The sequence below is a fragment of the Vibrio sp. 1402 genome, from assembly GCF_033340275.1.
Window position 1 is genome coordinate 311,606 of the sequence record NZ_JAWOWE010000003.1, and the last position, 17,125, is coordinate 328,730.

The 17,125-nt window shown below is 43.7% G+C and carries 11 protein-coding genes and 1 pseudogene; 10 read left to right on the forward strand and 2 right to left on the reverse strand.

All coding sequences use genetic code 11. The features are described 5' to 3' along the window. Positions 1 to 51: 51 nt before the first annotated feature. Together R7044_RS07855 and pykF are read right to left on the reverse strand one after the other, a co-directional pair. Positions 52 to 738: a GntR family transcriptional regulator gene (locus R7044_RS07855; protein WP_081886409.1), complete on the reverse strand. Its 687-nt coding sequence runs from the start codon at positions 736 to 738 to the stop codon at positions 52 to 54. A gap of 157 nt (positions 739 to 895) precedes the next feature. Then, positions 896 to 2,308 carry a pyruvate kinase PykF gene (gene pykF / locus R7044_RS07860; RefSeq protein WP_005392243.1) on the reverse strand — a complete coding sequence of 471 codons (1,413 nt, stop codon included), beginning with the start codon at positions 2,306 to 2,308 and terminating at the stop codon, positions 896 to 898. A gap of 433 nt (positions 2,309 to 2,741) precedes the next feature. On the opposite strand from pykF, the gene R7044_RS07865 reads away from it, so the two are divergent. From R7044_RS07865 to R7044_RS07910, 10 genes and pseudogenes are all read left to right on the forward strand, one after another. Further along, positions 2,742 to 3,503 (forward strand): DeoR/GlpR family DNA-binding transcription regulator, encoded by a 762-nt coding sequence (locus tag R7044_RS07865; protein ID WP_033906045.1) that lies wholly within the window; start codon positions 2,742 to 2,744, stop codon positions 3,501 to 3,503. Between the two features lie 110 nt (positions 3,504 to 3,613). Next, on the forward strand, positions 3,614 to 5,446 hold the full coding sequence (gene glmS, locus R7044_RS07870; RefSeq protein ID WP_033906046.1) for a glutamine--fructose-6-phosphate transaminase (isomerizing): 1,833 nt from the start codon (positions 3,614 to 3,616) through the stop codon (positions 5,444 to 5,446). Positions 5,447 to 5,604: 158 nt separating this feature from the next. Continuing rightward, the gene (locus R7044_RS07875; protein ID WP_042522411.1) at positions 5,605 to 6,435 is read left to right on the forward strand and encodes a heteromeric transposase endonuclease subunit TnsA; all 831 of its coding nucleotides are present in this window, start codon (positions 5,605 to 5,607) and stop codon (positions 6,433 to 6,435) included. Next, a complete protein-coding gene (locus tag R7044_RS07880; protein ID WP_054963231.1) occupies positions 6,422 to 8,506 on the forward strand; it encodes a DDE-type integrase/transposase/recombinase in 2,085 nt (694 codons plus the stop codon). Before R7044_RS07875 ends, R7044_RS07880 begins: the two co-directional genes overlap by 14 nt. Then, positions 8,506 to 10,164: an AAA family ATPase gene (locus R7044_RS07885; protein WP_054963230.1), complete on the forward strand. Its 1,659-nt coding sequence runs from the start codon at positions 8,506 to 8,508 to the stop codon at positions 10,162 to 10,164. The genes R7044_RS07880 and R7044_RS07885 overlap by 1 nt, the downstream gene beginning before the upstream one ends. Positions 10,165 to 10,181: 17 nt before the next feature. Next, a pseudogene (locus R7044_RS07890) lies at positions 10,182 to 10,625 on the forward strand (TniQ family protein); the annotation flags it as partial. Positions 10,626 to 10,781: 156 nt separating this feature from the next. After that, the gene (locus R7044_RS07895; RefSeq protein ID WP_225455475.1) at positions 10,782 to 11,684 is read left to right on the forward strand and encodes a TnsD family Tn7-like transposition protein; all 903 of its coding nucleotides are present in this window, start codon (positions 10,782 to 10,784) and stop codon (positions 11,682 to 11,684) included. A gap of 9 nt (positions 11,685 to 11,693) precedes the next feature. Beyond that, on the forward strand, positions 11,694 to 13,322 hold the full coding sequence (locus R7044_RS07900; protein WP_042522403.1) for a Tn7-like element transposition protein TnsE: 1,629 nt from the start codon (positions 11,694 to 11,696) through the stop codon (positions 13,320 to 13,322). 388 nt (positions 13,323 to 13,710) lie between these two features. Next, complete coding sequence (locus R7044_RS07905) at positions 13,711 to 14,145, forward strand: MerR family transcriptional regulator (RefSeq protein WP_054963228.1); 435 nt, start codon at positions 13,711 to 13,713, stop codon at positions 14,143 to 14,145. A gap of 1 nt (position 14,146) precedes the next feature. Beyond that, on the forward strand, positions 14,147 to 16,867 hold the full coding sequence (locus tag R7044_RS07910; protein ID WP_054963227.1) for a heavy metal translocating P-type ATPase: 2,721 nt from the start codon (positions 14,147 to 14,149) through the stop codon (positions 16,865 to 16,867). The last annotated feature ends 258 nt before the right edge of the window (positions 16,868 to 17,125 follow it).

Here is a 17,125-nt window from a genome sequence, read left to right on the forward strand (position 1 = left end):
TTTTACAAAAACGAAAAAACGGGGATAGACCCCCGCTTTTTAGTCTCAGCGTTATTCGCTAGCCAGTATGCGACATTGGTTGTCGATGGCGGCTTCGATACACTGTATTGACTGTCTCAAATAACGCTCTAGATAACCTAAAGCATCCTGACTCTTTTTGTCTAGCGATGCCTTCATCAGTATTTCTTGCTCATCGAGATTACAGTGCCCAGGGTTCCCTGTGCCTAAAATCTGCATCGCGAAGTATTGGTAGCGTTTAATTTGCGTGAGTAGATCGCGGAAAAACCCAAACATATTGACAGAGCCAGCACCTTCAAACAGCGCAGTAAGAAACTGATTTTGGCGCTCTTCCCATTCCCTCCAGCAAAAGCTTTCGCCAGGTTTTACTCGGGATAACTTGTGATAAGCAGTTAGTACATCCAGTTCCCATTTTTCATCGCCAATCGTAATTGCCTTACTGAGTAAGCATGCGGAGACCATTTGCAGGCTTTCGTACAAGTCATGTAACTCATCTTTACATATAGGTGCAACCCAGCAGCCTTTTTGCGGCTCGAGTTTGACGTATTTGCTCCAAGATAATTGCACCAATGCTTCTCGAATGGGTGACGCTCCTACGTTGTACTTCTCTTTGAGTTCGGCAACCACGAGTTTTTGACCTGGTTTAAGCTCGCCATCGAGAATATCCTGACGGATCATTCTTAATACTTTGTCGGTAAGAGTGGGACTAGACACATACACCTCATAGAAACTTTAATCGTGACGATAAAATTAAACAGTACGAAATTCTGATAGAGGTAAATAATACAATTAGCCTATTATGAGAGCAAGAAAGCCATATAAAAAAGGAGGGCATAAGCCCTCCTTCTCAAGAAACTGAAGTGTTAAAAGTTCAGTCTTATAGCACGTGTACAGAAGCTGTGTTCGTAGTACCTGAAGCAACTAGAGCGCCAGAAACCATAACAACGATATCGCCTTTGTTACCTAGACCTGATTCTAGAGCAAGTTCTTTACCCGCTACGTAGAATGCGTCAGTGCTTTCGATTGAATCAACAACTACAGGAGTAACACCTTTAGTTAGAACTAGCTGTGCAGCAGTTTTCTTGTTAGTTGTTAGCGCTAGAATGTTTGCAGTTGGGAAGTACTTACGTACTGAACGTGCAGACTTACCGCCTTCAGTTGCAACAACGATAAGTGGAGCAGCTAGTTTCTCAGCTGTGTCTACTGCACCTTTACATACTGCTTCAGTGATGCGTAGGCGTGGGCTGTCTAGACGAGAACCTAGTTCAGCTTTTAGCGCTGAGTCAGTACGGTTCGCGATTTGAGCCATGATAGTTACCGCTTCAACAGGGTATTTACCTTTCGCCGTTTCACCAGAAAGCATTACTGCGTCAGTACCGTCCATTACCGCGTTAGCAACGTCGCCTGCTTCCGCACGAGTAGGACGTGGGTTGTTGATCATAGAATCAAGCATTTGAGTTGCTGTGATAACCATCTTACGTGCACGGTTACACTTCTCGATCATCATTTTCTGAGCGAAGATTACTTCTTCAGCTGGGATTTCAACACCTAGGTCACCACGTGCAACCATGATGCCGTCAGAAAGCTCTAGGATCTCGTCGAAGTTATCAACACCTTCTTGGTTTTCGATCTTAGAGATGATGTGGATGTTCTCGCCGCCGTTTGCAGCAAGTACTTCACGGATTTCTTGAACGTCAGACGCTTTACGGATGAAAGAAGCTGCTACGAAGTCAACGCCTTGCTCACAACCAAACTTAAGGTCGTTCTTATCTTTTTCAGATAGTGCAGGTAGGTTTACAGAAACGCCAGGAAGGTTAACACCTTTGTTTTCGCCTAGTGCACCGTTGTTAAGAACTTTACATTTAACTTCAGTTTCAGTCTTAGAGATAACTTCCATCTCGATTAGACCGTCGTCTACTAGGATAGTGTTACCTACGTTTAGGTCGGCTGCGAAACCAGCGTAAGTTACTGCAACTTTATCTTTGTTACCTACAACTGAAGTGTCAGTTGTGAAAGTGAATTCTTGACCTGCTACTAGATCAACATCGTTACCGCCTTCTAGCTTGATAGTGCGGATTTCTGGACCTTTAGTATCTAGAAGAATTGCTAGTGGTTTGCCAGTAGCTTCCATTACTTTACGGAAGTTCGCGATACGAGTGCCGTGTTCTTCGTAGTCACCGTGAGAGAAGTTAAGGCGCATTACGTTCATGCCTGCGTTAACTAGTTCAGTTAGCTTCTCTACAGATTCTGTTTTAGGGCCAATCGTACATACGATTTTGGTCTTTTTCATGGAAGATACTCTCCGGTAAGTATAGTTACAATTTGAAAGTCGGTTATTTACTCTGAAGTCAGGACGTTTTTGATGACATTTAGTACCTGTCATCCACCGATTTTTCGTCTCATTATTAGAACTTCAGATTCTGAAAGTCTTTCACCAAGTTTAGTCATTTTATGACTAAAAGATCGGCGATTTTGGTTACCTTTTTGTGACTAATCCCACTTTATATGCAGAAAGTTGCAAAAAAATAGCCTTCAATTCTGTAATTTTTTTTCTTTTCGGTGGCGAATTCTACCACTGAATGAATCCAATATCACTGTTTAAGAATTGTCTTAGGACAAGGTTTTATCGAGAAATATTAATTTTTTGGATCGAAATAAATGGACTTGAAAGTTTCGGTTTGACTATAATAAGTTTCACATCGAAACTTAAAGTCAAAACTTAAATGTCGAAACGAAATACTCAATTAAGAAGACACGCCATTTCTAACTTGGTTTCTGAACTAGGAGAAGTCAGCGTTGATGAACTTGCTCAGAAATTCGAAACCTCAGAGGTCACGATTAGAAAGGATTTAGCTTCTTTAGAGAAAAACGGCCAACTTCTACGCCGCTATGGCGGTGCGATTGCTATCCCAAAGGAAGTCATTCACGAAGAATTGGGCGCTAATGTTTCGACTCGAAAGTTAAGCTTAGCAAAAGCAGCAGCATCATTGATTCGCGAGCATAATCGCATCGTGATCGACAGTGGCAGCACGACTGCCGCGCTGATTCAACAGTTGAATGACAAACGTGGCTTAGTGGTCATGACCAACTCGTTGCATGTTGCTAACGCCCTAAATGAATTAGAGAGCGAACCGACACTGCTGATGACTGGCGGTACTTGGGATACGCACTCAGAGTCCTTTCAAGGCAAAGTAGCCGAATCTGTATTACGAGCTTACGACTTTGACCAACTATTCATCGGTGCGGATGGCATCGATCTCGAGCGTGGAACCACGACATTTAATGAGTTGGTTGGCTTAAGTAAGGTAATGGCAGAAGCGTCACGTGAAGTGATCGTAATGATAGAGTCCGAAAAAATCGGCCGTAAGATCCCAAACTTAGAGCTCGCTTGGCATCAAGTTGATGTGTTGGTGACCGATGCAGATATCCAAGCAGAGCATAAAGTACAGATTGAACAACATGGCGTGAAAGTCATTTGCGCCTAATGATGTAATCAGTTTCATATTTCACTTCCCTCTGGATAAAGGCCTTTGCTTGCTGCCTCTATTTGAAATCATGGCTAGGGAAGAACAAAACTACAAACGGAGATAAACACATGTGTGGAATCGTAGGTGCAGTAGCACAACGAGATGTTGCAGAAATTTTGGTTGAAGGTCTACGCCGCTTAGAGTACCGCGGTTACGACTCTGCTGGCGTTGCGGTTGTTGATGGCGAATCAAACCTAACGCGCGTTCGTCGCTTGGGTAAAGTACAAGAATTGGCTGATGCAGTAGAAGAAGCAAAAGTGATCGGCGGAACTGGCATTGCGCACACTCGTTGGGCGACGCACGGTGAACCTTCTGAAATCAATGCTCACCCACACATGTCTGGTGATATCGCAGTGGTCCATAACGGCATCATCGAAAACCATGAAGAGCTGCGTGAGCTGCTTCAATCTCGTGGCTACGTGTTTGAATCGCAAACGGATACAGAAGTTATCGCACACATGGTTGAGTGGGAACTTCGTACTTCAGAAACGCTATTAGAAGCGGTACAAAAAACAGCAAAACAACTTGAAGGCGCATACGGCACGGTAGCGTTGGATCGCAAAGATCCTTCACGCATCGTAGTAGCGCGTTCAGGCAGCCCGATCGTGATCGGTTTTGGTGTAGGTGAAAACTTCCTAGCGTCTGACCAACTTGCATTACTTAACGTTACGCGCCGTTTCATGTACCTAGAAGAAGGGGACGTAGCAGAAATTACTCGCCGTGAAGTCACTGTGTTTGATGCAACGGGTGAGCCAGTTGAGCGTGAAATTGTTGAATCTAACGCAGAGCATGATGCAGGTGATAAAGGCCAATACCGTCACTTCATGCAAAAAGAAATCTATGAGCAACCTAAAGCGTTGATCAACACAATGGAAGGTCGTATCACGGCAGACTCTGTTGTGACAGACGCGATCGGTGTGCACGCGGCAGACATTCTAAGCAAAGTAGAACACGTACAAATCGTCGCGTGTGGTACGTCTTACAACGCAGGTATGACAGCGCGTTACTGGTTTGAAGACATTGCTGGCGTTAGCTGTGATGTAGAAATCGCGTCTGAGTTCCGTTACCGCAAGTTTGTGACTCGTCCAAACAGCCTTCTTATTACGTTGTCTCAGTCTGGTGAAACTGCAGATACGTTAGCAGCACTTCGTCTTGCGAAAGAGAAAGGTTATATGGCGGCGATGACCATTTGTAACGTAGCAGGCTCTTCTCTGGTTCGTGAATCAGATTTTGCATTCATGACTCGCGCTGGCGTCGAAATCGGCGTGGCTTCAACCAAAGCGTTCACGACTCAGCTTTCTGCACTACTTATGCTGGTAACAGCACTAGGTAAAGAGCAAGGCCGCATCAGCAAAGAGAAAGAAAAAGAGATTGTTGAAGCGCTGCATGCACTTCCTAAGCAAATCAACGCGGCACTTTCTTTCGAGAAAGAAATTGAAGCACTAGCAACGGATTTTGCAGACAAGCACCACACATTGTTCCTAGGCCGTGGCGAGTTCTACCCAATCGCGATGGAAGCGTCTCTAAAACTGAAAGAGATCTCTTACATCCACGCAGAAGCGTACGCGGCGGGTGAACTAAAACACGGTCCTCTTGCGCTGATTGATGCTGACATGCCTGTTGTTGTGGTTGCACCAAGCAACGACCTACTTGAAAAGCTAAAATCAAACGTTGAGGAAGTACGTGCGCGTGGCGGTCTTCTGTATGTATTCGCAGATGCAGACGCAGGCTTCGAAGGCGATGAAACAATGAAGATCATCACGATGCCTCACGTTAGTGAAATCACGGCGGCGATCTACTACACCATCCCAATGCAATTGCTGTCTTACTACGTAGCACTGATCAAAGGTACGGACGTAGACCAACCACGTAACCTGGCGAAAGCGGTAACGGTTGAGTAATTACGCTTAACAGCAAAAATCCAAGTGTCGTAAGACAATAAAGATTGAAACTAAACAATAAAGTTTGAAACTAAACAATAAAGTTTGAAACTAAGACATTAAAGTTGAAAACTTTTTAAACCCGGTTAAGCTGATTAAAAGTTAACCGGGTTTTTGTTATGGCAAAATCAAAGTATGTTTTAACTGAAAAACAAATCATCAGGCGGATTAAAGAAGGCCGAGGTTCAGGAAAGCTTTCTAACTATAAACCGTGGCTGTACGTGAATGAGGTTCCATCCGAAGGTAGATCTCAAAGAGTCTACTCTCACCTAACGAGCCGCATTCATCATGTGCTATCGGACCTTGAATTCGCTATTTTTCTCCTTCTTGATCATAACCCTGCCGTAACTGACATTCGTGAGCAGTTTCCACTCAATAGGGATGACACGCTAAATATCTGCCAGGAACATCAGCTTTGGCACCCTGCACAAAATGGGGTTAATCAAGTGATGTCGTCAGACTTTTTTGTCAACACCTCTTCTAAAGTTCAGCCTAGATTTGTTATCCAAGCCAAGTATAAAAATGCCCTTAAAGATTCAAGAACTATCGAAAAACTTGAAATTGAACGTCGTTATTGGCAGTTAAAAAAGATCCCGTGGTTCCTAGTCACGGAAAAAGAAATAGATAAAGTCGTTGTGGATAATATTGAGTGGCTATATGGCGTCAAAGGGTATTTCGATGAATTGATTACCGATGAGCTTTTGCTAACGTTTAACCACATGAAAGCTTATTTCTCTCGCATTCCTGACAAAAAAGTGGTTGAAATTGCAAAAGAATATGAGTTGGCTTATGGACAGAAGTTAGGAGACTCTATGTTCGATCTTCGATTGATGTGCGCTGCTAGGCTTATCACGTTTGATATTCGATATCCTTTCCATAGCTTGCGAGCAAGAGACCTTGTATTTAGAGGTGTAGCTTTTGATGAGGGGCACAGCTATGTGGCGAGTTAATGAAACCCTATCATTTGATGGCAAGCCTTATCGCATTCTTTTTACTGAGACAAGCTACTTCTATTGGATTGCTATTGATGAGAACAAAGGTTTACCTGAAAGAGTCTATTTTGATGAATGCTTCAATTGGACTGATGAGGGGCGTTTAGAAAAGATCCCTGACCCCTACTCATACCTCCAAGGTGAGTCTTGGGACGAAGCATCTAGTAGTTATTTGGAAAGCCAACGCAACTATGAACTGATAAAGCCTATCGTTGAAGGCGAAGAGGCATTTGACAAGCGAGTTCGAGCGAGCAGGCTTAATCAGGTTATTGCTGAATCGGGTAAAGGAAAACCTACGATCTATCGACTCTTAAGGCGCTATTGGCAAAGGGGTCAGATTAAGAATGCTCTTTTACCTGATTATAAAAACTCTGGTGCAGGTGGAAAAAGAAGAAACTTCACGACTAGCAAAGCTGGTAGACAGAGGATATATGGCATTGGTCGCGGAGAGCCTGTAACCGAAAGTGTCAGAAAGCAATTTCGAATCATTTGTGATAAGTATCTGATGAACGATAAAGGCTTTTCAATTCGGTATTCGTATATCAAGTTTACTAAGGCTTACAAGCTCAAACACCCTGAAGCTGAAGAGCATGAAATTCCGACACTTCGTCAGTTTCAATACTTTTACAAAACCGAGTATACAAAGGCCACTCAGCTCACTGTTCAGACGCCTCAAGGAAATTACAACAAAGACGTTAGACCACTTCATGGCACAGCTACCGAGCAAGCGTTAGGCCCAGGTAGTCGATACGAAATTGATGCTACCATCGCCGATATTTACCTAGTAGATGACGATGACCCGGACAAGGTTATTGGTCGGCCGACAATTTATATGGTCATTGATGTTTTTAGCCGCATGGTTGCTGGCTTTTATATCGGTTTCGATAACCCATCTTTTCCCGTTGCAATGAAGGCACTGATATGCAGCTTTGATAGCAAAGTAAAAGCCTGTGCAGAATATGGTATCGATATTTCTGAAGAGCAGTGGCCATGTGTAGGTATTCCTGATGTTCTGTTAGCCGATCGCGGTGAATTGATGAGCCATCAAGCCAATTATTTGGTTGATGCTATAGGAGTTCGCCTTGAAAGTGCTCCCCCTCGACGGGGTGACGCCAAAGGTATCGTAGAGAGATCATTTGGCACGTTGCAAGCTAAGTTTAAGCCCTATATGCCAGGTGTCGTAACTGGTAACAAGGTTAAGAAGCATGGTGAAAGAGATTATAGAGTTGAAGCTGCTGTGGCGAGATCAGATTTTATTGAAATACTGCTCTATTCAATACTTGCTCACAACTTAAACAAACCGTTAGAAAAGTACGATCGTGCTCCTGATATGCCAGAAGGCCTTCCATCGATCCCTATTGAGCTTTGGAGATGGGGACTACAGCATCGCACTGGGCGCTTACGAGCCATCGATACGGATATTGCAAAGATACTGCTGTTACCGCGTCAAAAGGTCACTGTATCCGAGTTAGGCGTAAAGTTATGGGGATTAACCTACACAGGAAAAGAAATTATTCAGACAGGTTGGATGCACCGTTCTTCGGAAGTATCTAGACCTAAAAAACTATTTGCAGCCTATGAGCTTGGTTCTGCTAATCACATATATCTGTTTCCTGAAGAAGGAAAAAATACATTTTGGGTTTGTGATCTTTCTAGTCGAAGTAGAGAGTTCCGTGATCTAACTTGGTATCAAGTATGGGAACGTCAAGCAGCTCAAAAGCAGACTTTAGCTGAAGCTAAGTATCAATTTGCAACCGTAGAACGAGATTTTGATGATCTTCTTGAAAAGAAACTGAAGAAAGCTACAAAGAATCGTAAAACCAGTACACTGAGCAACGCGCAAAAGATAAATGACATCAAAGGCAATAAACGGAATGTTCGAGAGCAAGAGAGAAAGGAGTTAGCAATACAGCCAGTTAGGGCTAAACAAGAAGAAGTCGCGTCGGTGATACCTATAAAGGGAGAGGAGGAAAGTTATCAACTGCCTGATTTCATTCCGGAGCTATTTGATGATGAGGATGATAACTGATGAAGAAAAGCCAAGATCATCGTGTAGTAGCCGTCTATCAAAGTGCTACGCTCTCAGTTTATCGAAATAACCCGCTGATAGAGGCATTACCACCGATAAATAGTTTCCTAGACGACTCGATTGCTCTGAAGGGCTCGTTAAGGTGTGCCGCAGAAGATATCCATCGAAATGGCATCGAAAGAGCGCATAGTATCTGTCGTGTTATTGATGATTTTTTCCAGCCCCTCAGTCAGCACATACAGTTGCATGAACGACTTTCATTGATGATACGGCGTGGCTATGTTGGAAGAAATCCCGAAACAGGTGATTGGGCAAGACATATACAAAATGGTTACGAGCGTGTTTTATCTGGTGATTTGAAGGCGATAAAGTTCACGGAAGTTAGTTCTACAGCCCAAAGCATGACATTGATTGGATGTAGCGGAAATGGCAAAACAACGGCGATCAAGCAGCTTTTGTCGTTATACCCTCAAGTTATTTACCACCCTGACAGAAATCTTGAGCAAGTCGTTTATCTAAAAATTGACTGCTCCCATGATGGATCACTGAAAGAGCTGTGCTTGAACTTTTTTCGTGCGATGGATAGAGCATTAGGGACATCCAACTACGAAAGACAATACTCGATGAGCAAAAGACCGAGTATTGAAACACTTTTAGCTGCAATGGCTCAGGTTGCAAACGCTCATGCAGTTGGTGTTCTTATTATTGACGAAATACAGCACCTTAGCCGTTCTCGCTCTGGTGGCTCTGAGAAAATGCTTAATTTCTTTGTGACATTAGTAAATACCATTGGCCTTCCTGTGATTTTGGTTGGAACACCACGAGCCCGCGAGATATTTGAGGCTGATATGAGATCTGCAAGGCGAGGCTCTGGTCTTGGAGCGATTTTTTGGGATCCAATGGAAGAAGGAAGAGAATGGAAAGCGCTCACGGATAAGTTATGGACTCTTCAATGGCTACAAAAACGTGATGAGGTGTTGTCGGATGACATTCGTTCTCTATGGTATGACCTAAGCCAAGGTGTCTTGGATATTGTGGTTAAGCTATATGTCTTGTGTCAGCTGAGAGCAATCGCGACAAAAGTAGAAAGGATCACACCTAAATTAATGCAACAGGTTTACGAGGATGAATTAAAACCTGTTCACCCAATGCTAGCAGCTCTTCGCTCGGGTGATGCCGAAGAAATGATTAAGTTTTCAGATCTTAAACTAAGCAACACTGATAAAAGGTTGCTTGAGCTGCAAAAACAGGTAGCAACAACTGTTCAGCAGACGCCGGAGGAGTTTGCATATCAACAACTCAGAACCGATGAAGAGCGGCGTGTATATATGGCCTTAAAAGATGAGTTTGATTCAACGTTTTTGGCTCCTGTAATACGACAGCTATTTGATCTACATCCTGATTTGACGTGGATCAGCTTACTGCCACTGGTACATGAGCAACTCATTAGCCCTGAACAGACACAATCTAAAACAGAGGCTAAGTCAAGTAAGGGCAAGAGGGCATCCTCAATTAAACAGACGCAATGGCATACCCTTGATAGTGAGGATTTGAGGTTTGTTCACTCTCAATCTGATTCTGATAGCGAAGTGTACACCGCAATGTCAAAGTCGGGTTTGATTTTAGACATTCAGTCATTGCTAGAAAAGGTGGTTTAATATTGCGCTGCTTCCCTGTGCCATACCCAGATGAATTAATCTATAGCTTGGTAGCTAGAGCTGGAATTCGCAGTGCGATAACAAGCTCTAAACAGCTACTAAGTGAAGTGTTTGGTGACAGAAAAGTGATTGCGACAATTGATCTGCCTAGTCATTTATCGTCGATATCAGAGCTGCTCATTAATACGGGACGATTTGACGTCCAACAGCTTATTTATGAACATACAATGTTCCCGATTTACGCTCCTTTTGTTGATGAAAGCATTAGGATTAGAGCGATGGAGCGAATGGAACGTTGCGCTAAGGGCTCTGTTCATCTAATGCTAGGATCCCCAGCTTCTATTGTAAAAACGTCGGATAACTTTTGTGTTTGCCCAGCTTGTGTCGCGGAACAAAAGCAAAAATATGGGGAAAGTTATTGGTCTAGATTGTGGTTTTTGCCATCTTTACCTTACTGCCCTAAGCATGGACTTCTAAGTCAATCGACAACCTCTTACCATGACAGTAGGCACACGTACCATGCATGTAGCCGAATACGATGTCAGCCCCTTTTATGTAACGACCATAATGTAACAGCGCAGCGGTTTGCTTACTTAGCTAGCAAAGCTAAAGAGGTCATGTGTTTACCAGCCCAAGACTCCCCGACTCAGCATCAATGGAGCCTTTTCTACAATCATCTAGCACACGACTTTGGGTGTGGAAAAGGTCCTAAACAGGTTGCTCACGATAAGATTGCAGACTTAGTTGTAAGCAAGATCGTTACCCCTGAGCTAACCATCAATTCTGATAGAGATACTAACTGGCTTCGCACGTTGTTTCGCCGTCATCGTAAAGCTTTTAGCTACCTACAGCACTTAATGGTTTGGTCTGCTTTTATTCCCGAAATGTCGGTTGGTGAAATCATCAAAGAAGTAAAATCAAAAGAGGGAGCGACGATATCCTTCTCGAAGGACAACGTTCATCTTGTGCCAAACTCTAATGAGAAAAAACGTAATCAGTGGCGTGACTTAATAGGGAAGACCCCGATTAAGAAAGCACGCAAACTTCGAGGTGGCGGTGCACTGTATGCTTGGCTTTACCGAAATGATAGAGATTGGCTATTAGCTTTCAATCGAGTCCATCAATCCCAATCTCATGTAAGGCAGAAAAAAGTAGATTGGAACGCAAGAGACCGCTCACTAACTAAGCAGCTTATTAGGATTGTCGAACGATTAGATACCGTTATTGATGGCCCTCGAAGAAGCAAAAATTTCTTACTTAAGCAGCTAGATGATTACGGCTCGGTGAGCAAAAAACTGAACTTATTACCCTTACTATCTCTTACTGTGAATCGGTATCAAGAAAGCGTCTTTGAGTTTCAAGCTCGTCGGCTAGTCATGGCAGTAATTGCAAAATCAAAAAAAGGTTCAGGAATGAGTCGCTGGAAATTGATGCGTTCAGCAAGTCTCCCGAAAGAAAGAATACTGCCAATCGTTGACGATTTGCTCGACTGGGTAGTTATAGGATCAAACATCAAATAAGGAAATGATATGGGAGCTAGGTTTTACAAGTGTGACGATGATGTACGTATAGTCCATACAGGTAAAGTATTAGTACGAACAAGTGATTCGTCTTACCGGCCTTCAATTGAAGTTTGGTGCTATCCACCACAGCAGAAAAATAATTTTCATGCGACTGCATTTTCTAACGTTCCTGCTTTGTATCGAGGAAAAATAATTAATCAAAGAGGGTTATCAGAAAGTTACGCTAAACGAGGAAGTCACAAATTTAGAAGTAATGAGTTCCTTCGACACAGTAGTTTGAGTGAGTTCCCTGACTCAGAGTCAGCAGAGTCTTTGAGAAAGAAAGAGTCAGAGCAACATGCATTTATATTAGACCGAGGCGCTGCCCCTACACTGGTTATTCCTCAGCTTGAGCTGGCAAGGGTCCTATTTTATGCCAGCTCGTACTTATCGCGAGCGTCATTAATGTCTTCTCGTTTGCTTACAGACTTCAAGGTCGAAGTAAACACCAAGGAGGACTATGCCAATATCGAAGTGTTGCAAACATCAAACTTTCCTCCTTCGGCATTCAATGATTCAGCAACGAGAGCAATGTTGAGCTGGTTGCTTATTGATAGCAATGCAAAGCGTTCATTTGAGTCGATTTTTAGATATTTCAACGTCGAAAAGGAACGAGATGTGTCTGCGGGGTATAAGCGTTGGCTATTTCACTTTGATCCGCCACAAATGGCTGGATGGTCTTTCGAATACGAAGGCAGGCTTGATGCAAGTGGTCGCTATTTTCTGGTGGAAAAGATCACAGATATTGAAATTAATGCTCAAATGCCGTCTCGGGTCTACTTCCATAACCCGTCTTTTACGCATCCAGATGAAGGTCAAAAACCAACGTGTGGTGGTGAAGGCCCGGAACCGTATGAGCGCCCAGAAGATCATATTATCGATGATGATCGCGAGGCGTCCGATGCTAACCACGCCTTCTTGCTAGGTGAAAATACCTGCTCAGTAAGGTTTAAAAATAGTTTTTCAACGTCGAAAGCAACAACACCCAAAAGGAGTCATCGACCAGATAGAAGCAAAGATGCAGCTAAGAAAGCTGGTGATAAGGTCAGTACCAATGAGCCTGGCAGTAATGGTGAGATACCTTCGGCAGACATGGGTGGAGGTATGCAAGATGGTACTGATAGGTCTGAGGAGTATGCCTCTCGCTTTACGGCCTTTAACATGATGGTGCAAATGCTAGAGGAAAAATACGCCTGTACAATCATTGATTCTTATACTCACGAGCTGGATCAGGTTGGGCGTAGTAAATGTCACCTGATTGACTCTGGTGCCAAGAGAACGATTCGTTGCGTTGTCGTTGAACGGAACGGCCATATTAATTACTTGATTGAGATAGATGTAACAGGCCTGAATAAATGGATCTCAACCAAATGCGTGCGGCAGAACGATACTCGTAATTGGAAAGAACAGTTTTCTCGAATTAAAATAGGCGTGGTGACAAAGTCTCTTGGATGGCCAACACAAGAAATGGATGCCATGTTTGGCTTCAAAAAGCATATTGGTATATCTCACCCTAAGTCAGTAGAAGGGCACCCGACAGGTATTCCAATCGAATCAATCTTAGATTGGGCAGGGAGGGTTGCTGAGAAACTCTAGTGTTTTTAGCTATGTGGTTAAGCGATTCGTGGCACTACCTGAATCCGGAGAGCCTCCAGATCATTTAGAGTTAATGTTCATTACATTATTGCAATTAGATCCCAATTTATCCCTCACCAATAACATTCCTCTTGAATTTTTTCTCAATACGCTTGACCTATGTCTAACACATAGGTTTTAAGCTACAACTAATACACATTGGTAACGAATTGGAGATAGTTATGAGTTGTTGTAACAAAGCCCCAAACGGTGGGAGCAGTGACCCTAAGTTGTTACTTAAACTGTTTATTGGGTTGTTTGTGATTATATTTTTAGTCGCATTTATTTTTGGCTAGCAACATAAAACGAACAAAGTTTCATGTGCACTAAACCTTCAGAGGCATGGATTATGTTGACAACTGAAATTGCGAGAGCAGCAGGTGTGACTGCTGAAACAGTCAGGTTTTACACCAGAAAAGGTCTTCTTTATGCAGAGCGAGATCCTAACAATGGCTACAAGATATACCACCAAAGTGCGGTTAATCGCCTGAAGTTCATTTCTCATGCAAGAGCTATTGGTTTTAGTCTTAGTCAGATTCAAGAAATCATTGATTACTCTGAGCAAGGACTGACTCCTTGCCCTGCTGTAAGGCAAATGCTGACTGATAAAATTGTAGAAACCAAGCAAAAAATCGAAGAATACCAGCGCCATTTAGCCATGATGGAAGCGACTTACACAGAGTGGGATAAAAAACCGGATATGGATCCCAACGGCAACGCATTGTGTTGCCTAATCGAAGACTGGTCTGAGAAGCACCATCAAGTACTACCCGAGGAAAACTAACATGAACACAACACAGTATTCACTAGCACTTTCCGGCATTAATTGTGGCCGATGTGTCGCTAAAATTGTAGATGGGTTACGTGAACGAGACCCTGATGTATCTTTCACTATTAATGATACCAAACATAGAGCAGAGCTTATTACCACGTTAATGCCGGAAAGCGCGATAGAAGTCATTGCAAAGTTAGGATATGCAGCTTCAATACCTACGCAACAAGAGTATCGTACATCAGTATCTAATGTTACTTGCCAACACTGTGTGGGTAAAATCACTAAAGCAATAGTTGAACTGGATGCCTCCGCTCAGGTAGTTGTTGATTTAGACAAACAAACATTGGTGGTGAATGGCAGTTTGAACGGCGATGACATTGAAAGCGTATTAGCCGAACTGGGTTATAGCGGTAATACCGATGACACACAACCACAAACTACGGACGTCATTAAATCGAATAAAGTGAAAACAACACAGGCGGTGGATGTCAGTATTGAGCTGTCATTAATTGGTGTCACTTGCGCAAGTTGTGTTAATACGATTGAAGGTGCGCTTATATCGGTGTCAGGAGTCGACTCTGTTGACGTGAACTTTGCTAATCGCACGGCGACCGTGGTTTCAAGTCAGCCTGCCAGCGTACTTATTGAGGCGATACGAGGCGCAGGATATGACGCAGAAGAAATTGTCGATCAGGCGTTAGCAAGTGACCTCAAAGAAGAGCGTGAAGCTGAGGAGTATCGCTTTAAAGTAAAACAAAGCGTTATTGGTCTTGGTCTTGGCGTACCGTTGATGGTATACGGTCTGTTCGGCGGACCAATGAATGTCAATACGCAATCTGAGCAGTTACTATGGTTGGCCGTAGGCTTAGTGACATTTTTCATTTTAGTCCGTGCGGGTAAGCACTTTTTTACTGGAGCTTGGAAGGCCTTTCTGAACCGTAATGCGAACATGGATACGTTGATAGCGCTGGGAACGGGTACCGCCTGGCTCTATTCAATGGTGGTCGTTGTTGGGCCGCAGTGGCTACCGGAAAGTGCAAGGCATCTCTACTTTGAAGCTACAGCCATGATCATTGGCTTAATCAATTTAGGACAGGCGCTTGAGTTAAAGGCGCGAGGCAGAACTTCGCAGGCTATTAAGCGTTTACTTGACTTGAGAGTCAAAACTGCCATGGTGATTCGTGACGGCAAAGAGATGTCTTTACCGATTGAACAAGTTATCGCAGGCGACTTGATTCGCGTTAGAGCCGGTGAAAAGGTCCCAGTTGATGGTGTGATTACAGAGGGTGAAACAACGATTGATGAGTCTATGCTCACTGGAGAGCCTATTCCTGTGGTTAAACAAGTGGGCAGCTCAGTGTCTGCCGGGACAATTAATGACCACGGAAGTTTCGTTTTTGAGGCTCAGAAAGTGGGCAGTGATACTGTTCTTGCTCAGATCATCAGCATGGTGTCGAACGCGCAAAACTCAAAGCCACCAATCAGTCAGCTAGCCGATAAAGTGTCTTCAGTGTTTGTACCAACCGTGATGATTCTATCGATTCTTACAGCACTGGCTTGGTATAACTTTGGTCCTCAACCTTCCTTAGTTTATATGATTGTGGCAGCAACCTCGGTGTTGATCATCGCATGCCCATGTGCACTTGGTCTTGCAACGCCGATTTCTACTATGATCGGTGTCGGTAAGGCAGCCGAGTTTGGCGGGCTAATCCGAAATGGTGAAGCGCTGCAAAGAGCCAGTGAATTGGATGTCGTCGTATTGGATAAAACTGGCACGATTACTCAAGGTAAACCTGAAGTAACCAATTTTGTCTCGTTGTCAGAAGATTCAGAGCTGCTGCCTCTGGTCAATGCTTTGGAGAAGGGATCTAACCATCCACTAGCGAAAGCGTTAATCGCATTTACTCAAAGTGAGGTACATGATGAAGCGAGCCTACCAGAAGTGTCAGATTTTGAGTCATTAACTGGACTTGGTATTCAGGCTCAGTATGCGAGTCAACGCGTGTTGCTTGGCAATCGCAAGCTGATGAGCCAGTTTAACGTCAATGTTGAATCGGTAGCAGAGTATGCTTTTCAGTGGGAGCAAGAAGCCAACACAGTGGTGTATTTTGCGATAGGCGATCAAGTGCAAGCGCTGTTCGGTATCAGTGACCCGATTCGAGATGATGCTCGAAGTGCGATAAATCGTTTTCACCAGCAAGGCATCCATGTCGTGATGCTAACAGGGGATAATCACAATACAGCGAAAGCGGTGGCATCACTCGCGAATGTTGATGAATATCACGCGGAATTGATGCCTGAGGATAAGCTTCACTGGATTAAGCAGTTGCAAGCGAAAGGGCATGTTGTTGGCATGGTCGGTGATGGTATCAATGATGCGCCAGCACTTGCTCAATCAGACGTTGGCTTTGCTATTGGCAGTGGTACGGATGTCGCGATTGAAAGTGCCGATATTACCTTGATGCGCAGCTCACTCCACGGTATCTCAGATGTGATTGGGATCAGTACTGCCACAATGAAGAATATTAAGCAGAACTTGTGGGGGGCGTTTATCTATAACAGCTTAGGTATTCCCGTGGCTGCAGGGCTTCTGTTTCCGTTCACAGGGTGGCTATTAAGTCCGATCATCGCTGGGGCAGCGATGTCACTGTCCTCTGTTACCGTCGTAACCAATGCGAACCGCTTGCGCTTATATACCCCACCTTCAGCCCCTACAACCAATGAGGAGTAATACCATGTTAGTTAATTTTTTAGGTCTTACAGCAACCGTGTTTATAGTCTGGTGGTTTTGGGGTAAGAAAAAAAACTAAGAAGATAAAAATGCCATAAATCCGCCCCTCCATTGCTGATCTAAGCGTTGCGATAAACTGAGGTTCAGTTAACTGAGTTGAATTTATTTGGAGAGCATGAGGGTGTTTATATAATGGGAAGGCCTTCCTATCCCCATTGGACAAAGAGCTACTTTACAACTGAAAAGTAGCCTTTGCTT